The 13,743-nt window shown below is 61.1% G+C and carries 11 protein-coding genes; 4 read left to right on the top strand and 7 right to left on the bottom strand.

The features are described from left to right. Window positions 1–3: 3 nt before the first annotated feature. Together RHPLAN_RS19825 and RHPLAN_RS19830 are read right to left on the bottom strand one after the other, a co-directional pair. A complete protein-coding gene (locus RHPLAN_RS19825) occupies window positions 4–717 on the bottom strand; it encodes a phosphoenolpyruvate carboxykinase (ATP) (protein ID WP_068021123.1) in 714 nt (237 codons plus the stop codon). Window positions 718–982: 265 nt separating this feature from the next. Beyond that, on the bottom strand, window positions 983–1,405 hold the full coding sequence (locus RHPLAN_RS19830; RefSeq protein ID WP_068021125.1) for a PqqD family protein: 423 nt from the start codon (window positions 1,403–1,405) through the stop codon (window positions 983–985). 242 nt (window positions 1,406–1,647) lie between these two features. On the opposite strand from RHPLAN_RS19830, the gene RHPLAN_RS19835 reads away from it, so the two are divergent. Beyond that, window positions 1,648–3,315 carry a nucleotidyltransferase family protein gene (locus tag RHPLAN_RS19835; RefSeq protein ID WP_198164425.1) on the top strand — a complete coding sequence of 556 codons (1,668 nt, stop codon included), beginning with the start codon at window positions 1,648–1,650 and terminating at the stop codon, window positions 3,313–3,315. A 97-nt stretch (window positions 3,316–3,412) separates the two neighbouring features. Here RHPLAN_RS19835 and RHPLAN_RS19840 read toward each other — a convergent pair whose 3' ends face one another. Further along, entirely contained in the window at window positions 3,413–4,285 is an 873-nt protein-coding gene (locus tag RHPLAN_RS19840) for a helix-turn-helix domain-containing protein (RefSeq protein WP_068021129.1), read from the bottom strand. Between the two features lie 384 nt (window positions 4,286–4,669). Between RHPLAN_RS19840 and RHPLAN_RS19845 the strand changes: the two genes are divergently transcribed. The 3 genes from RHPLAN_RS19845 (at window position 4,670) to RHPLAN_RS19855 (ending at window position 8,135) form a co-directional block, all read left to right on the top strand. Continuing rightward, a complete protein-coding gene (locus RHPLAN_RS19845) occupies window positions 4,670–5,854 on the top strand; it encodes a site-specific integrase (protein ID WP_084245231.1) in 1,185 nt (394 codons plus the stop codon). Window positions 5,855–6,199: 345 nt separating this feature from the next. Then, window positions 6,200–7,663 (top strand): porin, encoded by a 1,464-nt coding sequence (locus tag RHPLAN_RS19850; protein ID WP_198164426.1) that lies wholly within the window; start codon window positions 6,200–6,202, stop codon window positions 7,661–7,663. A gap of 106 nt (window positions 7,664–7,769) precedes the next feature. Continuing rightward, window positions 7,770–8,135, top strand: coding sequence for a helix-turn-helix transcriptional regulator (locus RHPLAN_RS19855; RefSeq protein ID WP_157100374.1), 366 nt, complete (start codon window positions 7,770–7,772; stop codon window positions 8,133–8,135). Between the two features lie 136 nt (window positions 8,136–8,271). On the opposite strand, the gene RHPLAN_RS19860 is transcribed toward RHPLAN_RS19855, so the two are convergent. The 4 genes from RHPLAN_RS19860 to RHPLAN_RS19875 all read right to left on the bottom strand — a co-directional run bounded on the left by RHPLAN_RS19860 (window position 8,272) and on the right by RHPLAN_RS19875 (window position 13,458). Beyond that, window positions 8,272–8,655 carry a glycosyltransferase family 9 protein gene (locus tag RHPLAN_RS19860; protein ID WP_068021137.1) on the bottom strand — a complete coding sequence of 128 codons (384 nt, stop codon included), beginning with the start codon at window positions 8,653–8,655 and terminating at the stop codon, window positions 8,272–8,274. Continuing rightward, window positions 8,648–9,778, bottom strand: coding sequence for a tetratricopeptide repeat protein (locus RHPLAN_RS19865; protein ID WP_198164427.1), 1,131 nt, complete (start codon window positions 9,776–9,778; stop codon window positions 8,648–8,650). The genes RHPLAN_RS19860 and RHPLAN_RS19865 overlap by 8 nt, the downstream gene beginning before the upstream one ends. 110 nt (window positions 9,779–9,888) lie before the next feature. Next, entirely contained in the window at window positions 9,889–10,830 is a 942-nt protein-coding gene (locus tag RHPLAN_RS19870; protein ID WP_237179865.1) for an alpha/beta fold hydrolase, read from the bottom strand. Window positions 10,831–10,959: 129 nt separating this feature from the next. Next, window positions 10,960–13,458 carry a lytic transglycosylase domain-containing protein gene (locus RHPLAN_RS19875; RefSeq protein ID WP_237179866.1) on the bottom strand — a complete coding sequence of 833 codons (2,499 nt, stop codon included), beginning with the start codon at window positions 13,456–13,458 and terminating at the stop codon, window positions 10,960–10,962. Window positions 13,459–13,743: the final 285 nt, after the last annotated feature.

Here is a 13,743-nt window from a genome sequence, read left to right on the forward strand (position 1 = left end):
AACTCAGGATGCGTTGCGCCGCTCGGTTCCCTTCAGGCCCGCGGCCTGCGTGATGATCGCACGCACTGCCGGCTCAAGCGCCTCGAATGCCCAGCTTACCGGCAGCCGGTATGCGGGGAGCCGACGCGCAAGCGCCGCGACCGATGCCAGCCACATTGCCGGCGGGCTGGTGCGGCAGACCACAGGCGCAGCCGTCGACCCGAGCGAAGCCAGGATCTCCGCAGGCTTTAAGCGCTGCGGTTCCGGATGACCGGTGATGGGTGGCGCAAGCACGATCATGGCCACGATCGGCGCCGATCGCATGACCTTCAGCCGAGGCTGGACCGCAAATACAGCCTTGTGTTTGGGAGTAACGCCGAGCACCGGCCACGAATTCGCGCCAAGCGCCAAGGCACTATCGTTATTCAGCTTCGCAGTGGCGAAAAGGCAGTGGACGGTGGGGGTGGCGCTATCATTTCCACCATCCGCTTCGACCAGGACAAGGTCGTCGCCGAGAAAACCGGCGCCGGCCATTGCGCAGGCGAGCACGGTCGTAGATTTGCCAAAGCCGCTGCCGCCCACAATCAGCGCCGCTGCGCCATCGTAGGCAACGGCGCCCGCATGCAGGACCTGCGTTCGCGGACCGCCGAGCCAGGCTGCGAGCGCGTAGGACCCGGGATGAGCACGAAAATCTCCCGCCGCAAGCGCATCACGTCCGGCGCGCAGCTCGATCCCCAAGTCCGGACGGTAGGACTCCAAACTTGGGGGATCATTCTGCACAACGGCAAATCCGCCGCCGCGGATCCGGTAGGCACCGGTGCTCCCAAACGCGTGCGGGCGCCACGCGTCATTCTCCTCGACTATCGTCCAGCGTATGTGTCTTCCGCCAATGGGGGGACTTACCGCGAGGTGCGCGACTGCCGGCATGATCGCCGCGAGCGCGTATTCGCTCGTCGCCTCGATGCGAAGGTTCCGGCCGGCAACCGAAACGGTTACGCCGAGGCTAGGCCTCACTGTCGGAAGCTGGCCGTGGCCAGCCGGTCGCATCGACTTCGTGGATCGGATCCATCGCGATGATCTTCGCGATATCGTCGTACCGTTCGAGCAGCGGTGGCGTGAATTGCGACGGCCAAGGTGATGGTGGGGCGTCAGTCCGTCGTTCTTCGTTCGCCGGAACGAGAATCTCGGCTGTGCGAAGGTCATTGAGGAATGTCCGCGTGGCGGCGCCTGCGTCCGAGCCGAAGCGGGAAGCGACCGTCTCGCACAGTTCCTCTAGCTGGGCCCCACCAACCAAATGGCTCCAAACAACAGAGGCAAAACCCGCGAGAAGAAGTATATGTCCTGTTTCCGCATCGAACAGAATGGTTTCGTTTTCGATGGTTTCGTGCGGAAATCTCGAGGAGTTAACGACAAGGCATTCTTGCATTGTTGTTCTTGATCTCGTCCTGATCGGGCGGCACAAGAGGTCCGGCTGACCTCGCGGCGCAAAGTCCGCAGAATGCTTCTTCCTGCAAAATGCCTTAGCCTAGACTTCTCAGAATAATTGTAGCCAACCCACCTTTCGAGTCAATCGCGCGAGCGCAGCGTATATTCTAGGCACGGGTCTTGCGCTCTTCGCGAGACCACAAAAGAGTCAGGATCCAGATGTTGTCGCCGGGAGAAACGTTGATGCTTACGGCTGCGCTCAACCCCGACCCCAACATCGCTGCCCGCAGCTGGCGAGAGTGGGCGGCGGCCATGCCTTTGGAAGACGTTACCTCGCCGGAGATGAGATTGCTCCCGGCGGTGCACGCTAATCTCGCCAAACTCGTACCCACGCTCGATCTGCCGAAGAAGATTCATGGCCTGGCTAGAATGACCTTCGCCAAATCGTGGCATCTGGTGTTTCGCAGCTCCGGGATCATCGCAGAATTGAGCAGGTTTTGTCCGGTCCTGCTGGTTAAGGGGCTCGGTATGCTCGTCAGGTTCGACGCCTGGTCGTCGCGGCCTATGGCAGACATCGACATCCATGTCCCTCCTTCGGCGCTTGGTGGCGCTCTCGATATTCTCGCACAGTCCGGGTGGAAGCCTTGCCACGGTATGACCTTCGAGTCGCTCAAACATCGGAGCTCGTTGCGTCGAGAGAGTTGGAATTTCGACAAGGGCCACGGAAACCTTGACCTCCATTGGCGGTTGTCGGCGGCCGACATGGATGGCACACTCGAGTCTCAAATGTGGCAGACCGCCGAGCCGGTTGAGTTTGCCGGTCAAAAGCTGCTGCTTCAAAGTCCCGAATATGCTTTTGTCACCTCGCTGCACCACGGCTTCTTGCGAGGTCACCGTTCAGACCTCCTGCAAACCGTCGTTGACGCCGCGTGGTTGCTGCCCCACTGCAATGACGACGTGCTGTTGCGTCTGATCCGCAAGGCTGACCTATCGAAGCAGGCCGCGGACTTAACGGAGTATCTCCGCGTGGTTGGCGCCCCCTGCAAAATCCCGACTTCGACGAGAGGAGGCGAGGAGGGGCGTCAAACGCGACCGTCCCACAGGCCGCTTCCTACCGAGACGGCGCTGCTGCATCGGCCATCGCTCTATCGTCTCTGGAATGCGCTGGGCCGTCGATCGAGGATCGAGCACGTCCTTCTCAAATGGATGGGGCCCTTCTCGAAGCCTCTGAATCCGCGGCCGCCCCGGTCGGAATATGATTTACGCGACTGTGCGATGATCGACGAGATCGCCGGACCCGGGTGGTCCTGGCCCGAACCGGACCACTCCTGCTTCTGGACAGACCGCATCGATGCGCGATTGCTCATCCCGCTGAGCAGCCTCGATGATCATCTCATTATTCTGTCCTTACAGGACCGCGTGAGCGCGAATGCCCAGATTGATATTTTCGCCAACGGCGTCTTCATCACCCGCAAGCACCTCGGGGCTCGCCTTGCTTCCGCCGCTTGCTGTCTGATGGTTCCGCGACGCTTGCTTTTCGGGCCTTGGGTCGAGATCTCGTTGCGGCCGAGGCCATATCTTGGAGCGTCTGAGGATCGCTCCACCGCTTTGAGCGCACCGGCTCGTCGGTTGCGCGTCCTGAATCTGCAGAACCTCACAGACTTTTTTAGCGGGCACGAAGTGCCGCAGCCTTATGTGCGGATCCTCAAGGGCGAGCAGCCTTACGTCAGCAAGTTCGCGCGCATCGAGGCCAAGATAAAGAATTCTCCGTTAAAGGGATCCAGCGAACTGCCTGCCAAGTTCGACCCGCTGAAATACATATTTTCCTACCCGGACCTCTTCGAGCATGAAGTCGACCCTTACGAGCATTTTCTAATGTTCGGTCGTCATGAAAATCGAGCCTATTACTAGGCCGCTGACGATGGCGCGTCGTTGATCGACTTTGTTGTCGGCCTGAGCGAGTGGCGGGGTCCGGTTGAGCGGGGCGCGTGCTCTGCAATCACGACCGTCAGCCGGCGGTGCGGCGGAACTCCGAAGGCGTCACGCCAAGAACCCTGCGGAAGGCTCTCGAAAGCTGAATGCTGCTATTGAATCCGGTCTGCGCCGCGACGTCGGCGATCGAATGCTTCCGCCCGGTCAGCATCTCCTTGGCACGTTCAACGCGCCGGTGAATCATGAATTGGTGCGGCGGTACGCCAACCGCCTGCTTGAACGAGCGGATAAAATGAAACCGCGTCAGGTCGACGAGCTTGGCGAGCTCGGCAATCGTGGTCTTCTCGTCCAGATGGCTTTCCATGTAGTCGATGACGAGCTTGATCTGACTGGTCGAAAGACCGGCGCCGTCCGGTGAACGCCGCTCTGCACCGGACGCGATCCGAATGAGATCGAAGGATAGAAGTTCCACCACAGTCTCGGCATAGCCGGCGATGTCATGAGCCGGATCGGTCAGAATCGTGTGCAGCCGCAACATGGACCAGCGCAGCATCTGGTCTTCGAATTCGATGTGTGGCGGCAGCTGGGTGAGATCGACGGAAGAGATGCCCTCGTCGGGCGGGCTGAAGCCGATCGACATGATGGTCGCGGGTTTTTCGATCTTGCACCAGCCTGCAATATCGCAATCGCCCGGACTGAAGGTGAGTTTGTTGCGGAGATCTTTCAGGGTGCTGCGTCGTGCTTCGGGCGACACGGTTTCGCCGTCGGTACGGTAAAGGTCCAGCAAGCTGACATGACTTGTCGAAGGCGGCAGGCGAAATGCGAACTCGGCGCGAGCCGGAATTCGCACATATTCGGCGGTGAAGCCCGGCCATGACCGGCGCTTGAGTTCGGAAACATCAATTGGCGTGCCGGTCGGACGCCGCGTACGTTCGATTTGCCCGCTCATGTTTCAAGTTTTTGACCGGCCCACATGGGTGCCGCTCAATGCATTTTATTTTATAGTTCAGCACGTACACGTGCCTGTTTTGTAACATCGGGGAGATTGAACGAAAGGCGCCGGCCAATCAACGAGGGAGCGGCAGACCGGCGTCAACTCATGGCAGCCCTGCAAACCGCTCAGAAAGCTGCACGAAATTAAATTTTGCTAATCTGGGGGCCATGCAATTGCGGCCGCGAAGCGAAATATGTGATACTAAGTGCGGCGCAGAGTCACATATTGCTGATGTTTGTCCATTTCTAAGTCACGAACTACTATTTCAATATACTTGCTGGCTGTGGATTGATTGACGCGCGGTTGTCCGCTGTTTGGCTTTCGTTAATAGTTTTTTCCATGCCACGCGCTCTCCTGTCCGCCGCGTTTGTGAAGTCAGCCGTGTGTCCCGACGGCTTGAAGAAAGTCGATTTCTTCGACAGCGAGCAACGGGGATTCATGCTCGAAGTCCGGCGTTCCGGCGGCAAGACCTACTATCAGCGCTACACCGACGAGCGCGGCCGCGAGCGCCAATTCAAGATCGGGCCCGCCGATGTGCTCTCACTCACGATGGCGCGCCGCAAGGCGCGCACAGCGGCAGCCGAGGCTCTGGTCGGCTCCGATCCGCAGGAGCGCCGCGCCGAGATGCGCACCATCCCGACTCTCGCCGAGTTGGTCCGGGACCGCTACTTGCCGCATGTGAAAAGCTACAAACGGAGTTGGTGTACGGACGAGACCGTGCTGCGGATCCATATCCTTCCGGCGCTCGGATTTCAGTATGTCGATCTCGTGCGCGCCGAACCGATCGCGGCGCTTGTCGAGCGCATGCGTGAGAAGGGCTACGCCACCGGCACGACCAATCGTGTGGTGATCGTGCTGCGCCACATTTTCAATCTGGCCCGCAAATGGCGCGTGCCGGGTGTCGGCGAAAATCCGACAGCGGGCATCAACCTCGCACCGGACGTCAAGCGCGAGCGATTCCTGTCGCTGGAAGAAGCGCAGCACCTGATCGCATCCATCGAGCAGGACGAGAATCAAGTCGCAGCCAAAGCCATCATGCTGCTGCTTCTGACCGGAGCGCGGCGTAACGAAATCACCCACGCGCGCTGGGACTATCTCGATTGGGAAAAGCGGACCTTGCTGGTGCCGCTGGCGAAGTCCGGAAAGCCCAGGTCGATCGCGCTCAACGCCGCGGCGATCGAGCTGCTGCGATCCATTCCACGCCTCGATCTCAATCCGTACATCCTGCCGTCGCCGCTAACCGGCGAGCCGTCGCCGTCGCTGTTCTTTCCATGGCAACGCATCAGAACGCGCGCGGGCTTGCCCGATCTCAGGCTGCACGACCTGCGGCATTCGTTTGCAAGCTTCCTGGTGAACAAGGGCGTATCGCTCTATGTCGTGCAAGGGCTCCTGGGGCACGCCCACACCAAATACACCCAGCGCTACGCCCATCTCACGCCAGACACCTTGCGTGATGCCGCCGAAACGGTCGCCAGTGTGATCGCGGGCGCCGGCGCGCCGACGCAGGGCGCGAGCTCGATCTAAGCACCATTCACAGACTCAGATAGCACCCGCCAGCGGCAGTTCCGCTCGGCGGGTTTTCGCATTGGCGCGCCGTGAATCAGCGGCGCTCAGAGCATAGATGAGCGTTGAGTGATGCCGACCTAGGCCATACCGAGTAGGCGAATGCGGACGGCGAGCGCTGCTTGAGAGGCATAACGTTCGGCAGCACCGGTATGCCGACGGACATTTCATTGTCTGGCGCGAAACCGACCTAGAACGCACCTAGAGCGCCATTCTTGAATATCTCGACATGAGCGGCGGCGAGAATTTTTCTGCAAGACTGCTTCGGAACTTGGGGCAGCCTGCACCGGCAGATTTGCAGAGTACGTGAAGGTTTGCTCCCTGTATGGCGCTGGGTTCTACTACATCCCCGGCACCGATATCTGCATGAAGATCGGTGGCTACGTTCGCTACCAGCTGAACAACGGCACGGCGTCGATCACCGCTGGCCCGTTCGCGGGCGGCAACACGATCAACAACCGCCTGGGAACCCAGGACGGCATCGCGCAGCGCGTTCGCGCCATCGCGACGTTCGACACCCGCCAGCAGACCGCGTACGGCACCCTGCGCACCTACCTGTTGATGGGCTTCACCCAGGACAGCAACGCCAACGCCGGCCTCGTGTCGGGCGCGGGCTCGAACACGCCGGTCTACATGACCCGCGCGTTCATCCAGATCGCGGGCTTCACCTTCGGCAAGGCGACGTCGTTCTTCGACTTCGTCTCGTCCGCGGCGGTGGCCTACAACGCCGGCTACACCTACTCGCCGGACACTGGTGATCCGGGCCAGCTCGTCGGTTCGTACACCGCGCAGTTCGGCAACGGTCTGTCGGCAACGGTCGGCATCGAGCAGAGCCGGCGCAACAACACCATCAACTGGAACGGGACAACCGCTGGCGCGACGCTCTTCGGCGCTCTCGGTGGTGCTGACAACCTCTCGCCGGCCATCGCGCAGGCGAGCAACATGCCGGACATCGTCGGCAACATCCGTATCGACCAGGCCTGGGGCTCGGCGCAGATCTCTGCGGCGGCGCACCAGGTTGGCGCGGGCTACTATGGCATCGCCCCGGGTGGCGGCGTCGGTGGCACCGGTCTCTTCGAGGGCAACGGTCATCCGGACGACAAGTGGGGCTGGGCGGTCAGCGGCGGTCTGCGTTTGAACGCGCCGATGTTCGGACCTGGCGACTACTTCCAGGGCGCGGTGGTCTACTCTGAAGGCGCGACGCGGTATGCCTCGTTCACGCCGACGGGTGGTGGCGCTCTGGCGTACTGGAGCGGCGCCAGCGTCGGCTTCGGTCATTCCGACGACGCCTACGTCGCCGGCAATGCGCCGGGCACCGCTGTCTTCGGCACGGGTGCCAACGCTACCAGCAACAACGACATCCAGCTGACGACGGCCTGGAGCGTGTTCGCGTCGTTCGAACACTTCTGGACCCCGGCTCTGCGCACGTCGCTGTACGGTTCGTACGTCGACTTCTCGTACAACGGCACCGCCAAGTCGCAGTTCTGCGCCTTCGCAACGGCCTCAGTCGGTCAGGGTGCTGGCGGTCCGGGCTGCAACCCGAACTGGTCGGCCTGGAACATCGGCTCCCGTTCGCAGTGGAACATCACCAAGGACCTCTACGTCGGTGTCGACGTGATGTACAGCAAGCTCAACACGGCGACGCTCGGCGTGAACACCCTCACTCTGCCGGCCGGTGTTGTCACCGGCAAGGGTGCTGGCGTCTACACGATCGGCGACCAGGACGTGGTCTCCACGACGTGGCGTGTCCACCGCGACATCGTTCCGTAATCGTGATGACCGCGCATCTTGATGCGTAAAGCTCTGGCCCCCGGCGGCTTCGGCCGCCGGGGGCCTTGTTTTTTGTAGTGTGTGGTTGTTCGAAAGCGAGTTCGATATGGGTTTGGTCGTCGCAACTTCGCACAGCCGGCAGCGTCGCGATCTCGCACATGACTTGCGCGTCGAGCGGGTGACTTTCGCGGCCAAGGTACGGACAGCGCGCGCCATTCTGAGCCTGAGCCAGGAGCAGTTCGCCCGGCACATCGGCTTGACGCAGAAGTCCGTGCATCGAATCGAGCAGGGCGCCGTGGACGCGAGGCTCGACACGATCCTCAGAATCCAGCGCTTCTGGCTCCGCCAGGGCATTGCCTTCGAGGATTTCGGGGACGGCGGCTTCCGCCTGATCGTGGGCAGCGACGTGTTGCTCCGGAGCCATGACGCGGCGCATGCGCCCGAATCTGAGCAACCCCCGAAAGTCGATTAATGGCTTTTGGCTTGGGCGCCCGCGTGCGGCGTCAGGTGGTGCTTGCGCACGGACCCATTAGGCCGGATCCAGATATATCCGCCTGGCGCCTTCCGCTTCCCCGTTCCGACCCCGCAAAGCGAACCGTTGTGCCGCTTCAGGGTGCATTCAAATCACGAGCCACAGCTGCAAGGACGTCTGTCCAATCGCCGTCTTTGGTCTGACGATACAGCCGCGCTGACGGATACCAGGGGCTCTCGGTCGTTTCACGGAGCCAGCGGAAGTCGGGGTGGAACGGCAAGAGAATCCAAACGGGCTTACCCATCGCGCCAGCCAGATGTGCGACGGACGTATCGACCGAAATAACTAGATCAAGCTGTTTGATGATCGAGGCTGTATCGTTGAAGGATGCGAGCTGATCGGACAGGTCCGTTATGGCCGCGGTCCTTTCGAGATATTCGCGATCATCAACTTTGATATCCTTTTGGATCGCGTACCAATTTGCATCGCGATGCGAAATCAAAGAGGCAAACTCATTCAATTTGATGCTGCGGTGAACATTGACCGAGCTTCCGGACCACACCACGCCGATTTTTTTTCACCTCTCGCGAGGTGCGAAATTGCTCCGCCCAACGCGGGGCCGTCATGCTGTCGTCGCTGAGGTAGGGGCTTTCACGAGGTATCGTGTTAACGGTTGTCTTGAAAGCCAGCGGAAGACTGATCAAAGGACAGTGGACGTCAAACGGCGGCAATGCGTCGCCTTGAGCGATCACATGGCAGCTCCATCCCTGGGACTTGAATAGCGAAACCAGCGGCGCCTGCACCTCGAAAGTGATTGCCGCGCCGGTATCCGTCAGCAGCTTGACGTAACGCGAGAATTGTATGGTGTCGCCCAGGCCTTGTTCGGCGTGAATGAGCAGGCGTTTTTCCCGAATATCAAAATCGTTAAGCCAAAGCGGCTGCGTGAAGTTTCGATTGATGGACCTCGAGTTGCGAGCCTTCCAGCGCCATTCGTTCAGTTGCCAGCCTTCTTCGTAGTCGCCGAGCGCAAGCTTCACAAATGCCTTGTTCAAATGCGCTTCCGCAGATTGGCTGTTGATTTCAAGCGCTTTGTCGAAACACTTGAGAGCCTCGGCGTCGCGATTGAGTGCAAAGAAAACGACACCGCGACCGAGCCATGCATCTTCAATGTCGGGTTTGATGGATAGCGCTTTGTCAAAGGCGGCAAGGGCTTCGTCATGGCGAAGCAGTCTTGATAGGCAATTGCCTTTGCTGCTCATCGCAGCTGCAAATCCCGGATCGTATGTTATTGCCTTATCAAAATCCTCGATTGCATCGGAATAGCGGTTTAATAGCTCGAAAAGCACCGTTCCGCGATTGTGCCACGTCACTGGATTTTTGGGGTTGATGGTCAAGGCGCGGGTAAACCAATCCAAAGCTTCGGTTGGTCGGTTCAGGGATTTAAGGATCAACCCGTAATTGCTCAGAGTCTGATCGTTCTGTTTATTCAGGGCCAATGCGCGTTTGATATATTTTTCCGCTTCAACAAAGCGGTTCTGGATCATCATAATGATCGAGCTGAGATTGAGGGCGTTGAAATCGGGCGGTTGTTTCCGGTTGATCTGCGCCAATATTCGTTCGGCTTCCGGAAGGTTGTCTGCCATGAACGCGTCGACCGCGCGCCGAAATTTCTTCTCTGTTGGGTGCATTATGCGGGGTATCCCGAATATGGACCGGTCTCGTAGCAGCAGCTCATTCGGCAGCCACCAGTGTGTCAGGCGGCGCCCGCCCGCTGCGAAATTCTCATTTCGCAGGCGGCGATGAATTTGGCGATCCGGCCGATCAATTCGTCGCCGGCAAGAATTGGCGCATGGCCCTGGTCAGGGACAGTCATCACCTCCATCGCCGGATGCCGCGTGCGCATGGCCGTCACGGTTTCCTCCGACAAGAGGTCGGAGTTCGCGCCGCGCAGCACCATCAAGGGAAGGCGGCCGAGCGCATCGAACTCCGTCCACAGCGGCGGAATCGGCCGGTTGAAATCAATCCCGGTGAGTGTCTTTGCGAGTTGGGTGTCATAGGTGGCGTCGAGGCCGCGCTTGCCCGTCTTGAAGGTGCGCCGCGCAAACGCCAGCCATTCGTCGTCGGAGAGCCTCGTGAACTGCTGGCCGAAAAGCCGGCGCAGGATGTCAGCGCCTTCCTCGAAGCTCCGCGGCCGCGGCAATTTCCCGACATAGCTTTTGATGCGCACCAGGCCGCTGGATTCGATCACCGGGCCGATGTCGTTGAGGACGGCGGCCGCGATCGCGACGGGCCGCGCGCTCGCGAGCAGCATGGTGAGAATGCCGCCACGCGACGTGCCAACGAACACAGCGGGTGGGATTCCGAGCGCGGTCAGAACGCTCAACACGTCGCCAAGCTCGGTGGCGAGGCTGTAGTTCTGCGGGTTCTTGTCGTACTCAGACAGGCCTCGCCCGCGGTAGTCGAGCGCGTAGACGCGCCGCGGGGTTTCTGCGCTGGCGGCCAGGGCACGCGCGAGATCGTCGAAGTCCGCTGCCGTGCGTGCGAGACCTGGAAGACAGACCACCGGCGTTCCCGGCGCGAGCCGCGGCCCATAGATGCGCACGTGCAGCTTCAGTCCGTCGGACGCGATCACATAGGTGCTCTCGCCGCTGTCGTGTCGGGTGTCCGTTGCAATCGCAATGCTGGATTCGGCCACGTTGGAAACCTTGATCTGATGTCGGAACCTGTGCGGCGCAGATTAGCCCAGGCCGGTTCGTGGCGGCATGGTTATTTGATCTGAAAGGCCAGGGCTTGAGGGCCAGGGCTTGAAGGTCAGGACTCGGCTTTAGTTCTCAGCGCCGCCGCGTCTGAGATCGGCCTCGATAGCGAGCCGTCCGCTGCCCCCGAAACGCACCCGATAGACCTGCATGTTCTCCATGACGCGCTGCACGTAGTTGCGCGTTTCCGAGAACGGGATGCGCTCGACCCAGTCGATGGGATCGATCTTGGGATCGCGTGGATCGCCATATTTGGCGACCCATTCCTTCACCCGGCCGCGGCCGGCGTTGTAGCCGGCGAAGGTCATGATGTAGGAGCCGCGGTAGTCCTTGATCAGATCGCCGAGTTCGGCGGCGCCGAATTGCACGTTGTAGGGCTGGTCGCTCAGGAGCCGCTTCTGATCATAGGAAGCGCCGAACTTTCCGGCGATGTACTTGCCGGCCGCAGGCGTCACCTGCATCAGGCCATAGGCGCTGGCACTGGAGACGGTCTTCGGATTGAACCAGCTTTCCTGCCGGGTGATCGCATAGACGATCGAAGGCTCCACCGGCGGGCCGATCGGCTTGTAGTCCGGGACGCCCAGCGTCGGGAACGCAGCCTGATCGAGCGGCACACCGCGGGCCAGCGCAAGCTTGCCGACCAGGAGCATGCCGCGGGCGTCGCGGTATTTCGCGGTCAGTTCCGAGAGCAGCACCAGCGTGCCGAGGTCGTTCGACTTGTCGCCGGAGTCCGCCATCATCGCCCAGGCGAGATCGCGAGCATCGACGGTGTAGAGGAGTTCCGCGGCGCGCACGATGTCGGATTGCATCGCCCTGGTGCGTTCTGAGCCGGACAGCGACGGGTAGGGGTTCAGCGTCAGCTCGCCCAGGCCGGCCTTGGCGCGGGCGAGCTGTCCGTAATAGGCCGTGGGATAGCGCGCAGCCTCCTGGTAGTGCCGCCGCGCCTCCTGCGTGCGACCCATCGCCTCGGCGGCCCGGCCGCTCCAATAGGCGCCGCGCGCCAGCGAGATCGGGTTCTCGTTGTTCTCGGAAATCTTCAGAAAATGCGAGTAGGCGGTCTGCGGATCGTGCAGATAGCGCAGCGCGATCCAGCCCGCCATGAAGTGGTGTTCGGCGCGATAATTCGGGCTCTCCGGCTCGGTCGCGTTGCTCGCCACAAGATAAGCGTTCTGCACGTCGCCAGCATCGAGAAGCTTGCGCGCCAGCACGCGGCGTTCCATCCACCACTCATCGAGATCGTGGCTCTCGTTCAGCGGCTTGGGAATGGTCTTGATCAACGCGACCGCCTCAGCGAGCTGATCGGCACGGCGGTGCATCTGGATGCGGGAGAACTTGTAGCCGATATCGTTGCGAGCGTCCGCCGGCACGGCATCGAGCGCGGCCTTGGCGTTGCCCTTTCCGAGCTGGGCAATGCGCGCCTTCGCAATCAGCACCTCGTTGCCGCCCAGCCGCTGTGCGGCCCGCAGGCCTCCTTCGGTATCGTCTTTTTCGTACAGCCTGCGATCCATCCGCGCCTTGTGGTCGGTGCGCGTCAGCATGTCGCCGAAGGATTCGTAGACCTTGGTTTCCACGTCCTGCGAAAAGCCGTCATTGCGCCAGGCGTCGCGGATCAGGGCCTCGGCGTTCTTGCGATCGCCGCGCGACAGCAGAGCGCGCGCATAGGCGAACTTGCCTTTGGCCGACAGCGGCGGCCACTGACGGAAATAGGACTCGACGCTCGCCGCATCCGGACGGTCCTGGAAGGCGGTGGCCTCGGCCTTCCTCCGCAGCGTGACGATGCTGGGCCAGTTCGAGTTGGCGCTGATGAAAGCCACGTAGCGCGGGAAGTCGGAGCTCGAATCGTCGCTGCGCAGGATGACCCACTCGAGCAGTTTCTTGGCAACCGGATCGGAAATGAGCTTCTTGGCTTCGCTCGCTTCGGATTGCTTGCTGTTGCGTACGAGCTCGATGCCGCGCTTCAGCTGTGCGACATCGAGGGCGGCCGCCGTAACGATTGTGTTGGCCGCAGGCGGCATAGCGCTGGTTTGGCCGAGCGACGAACTCGCCGTGGTCGCGGGCGCGGCGGACTTGTCGGAGCCGGAAAACAGTTGCGTGAAAGATTTGAATGGCGAGGGGAGCACTGACGCACTCGGCGCGTCGGTGGCTTGCTCCGCGGGAGCAGAGACGGCCGGCGCAGTCTCGAACGGAGGCGCGGCGGCTGGGGCCGCCAGAGCCGCCGACCGCATGGCCGGCGTCCCCGGCCGCGGTCGCGGCAGAGGCACATCCTTGATGGCCAGTGTCGGCTTCGCCGCGGGTTTGGCTGCGCTGCTTTGAGCCTTGGCCGCCTTTTTCGATTTGGCCTCGCTCGTCGACTTGTGCGCGTTCTTGGTTTTGTCGCTCGTGCCTTTGGTGTTTGCCGACTTGGCCTTGGTAGACTTGGTGCTGGCGGACTTGGCGCTGGCAGACTTGGCGCTCGCTTGAGTCTGCTGGCTGCTGGAGGAGGGCGCGGCGATGGCCGGCAGGCTCAGAGCGAGGGCGCCCGCTACAGCGAACGGCCAGATCCTGGTTGGACGGATTCGTGTGACCAACGGCTTATTCCTCGTCTGGCGCGAATCGCCGATTGCAAACCACAGATTGCTATTGCATTGAAAAAATTGAAGAAAGCAAAAAAACGGCAAACGGGACAACAGTTGGGCAGTGCTACAATTTGTCCGCAGCTGCAACGGCTTGGCATCCCGAATCTGAATCCAGGATGAATGGCCACCCGGGCCAAGTTCCATCGCCACAATGGTAAAATCGGCAGCTTTTCGGCTTCGTTGGAAACGTCAACAGGCGCGGCTCCGTTGCGCGCCATTGACCTTACATCACGCGGA

Source organism: Rhodoplanes sp. Z2-YC6860, assembly GCF_001579845.1.
Lineage (GTDB): Bacteria > Pseudomonadota > Alphaproteobacteria > Rhizobiales > Xanthobacteraceae > Z2-YC6860.

What these genes read in the sequence shown, in the direction of transcription:
- RHPLAN_RS19830 (WP_068021125.1), bottom strand. Translation starts at nt 1,405, where the DNA reads ATGCAAGAATGCCTTGTCGTTAACTCCTCGAGATTTCCGCACGAAACC.
- RHPLAN_RS19840 (WP_068021129.1), bottom strand. Translation starts at nt 4,285, where the DNA reads ATGAGCGGGCAAATCGAACGTACGCGGCGTCCGACCGGCACGCCAATT.
- RHPLAN_RS19845 (WP_084245231.1), top strand. Translation starts at nt 4,670, where the DNA reads ATGCCACGCGCTCTCCTGTCCGCCGCGTTTGTGAAGTCAGCCGTGTGT.
- RHPLAN_RS19865 (WP_198164427.1), bottom strand. Translation starts at nt 9,778, where the DNA reads ATGGCAGACAACCTTCCGGAAGCCGAACGAATATTGGCGCAGATCAAC.
- RHPLAN_RS19835 (WP_198164425.1), top strand. Translation starts at nt 1,648, where the DNA reads ATGCTTACGGCTGCGCTCAACCCCGACCCCAACATCGCTGCCCGCAGC.
- RHPLAN_RS19855 (WP_157100374.1), top strand. Translation starts at nt 7,770, where the DNA reads ATGGGTTTGGTCGTCGCAACTTCGCACAGCCGGCAGCGTCGCGATCTC.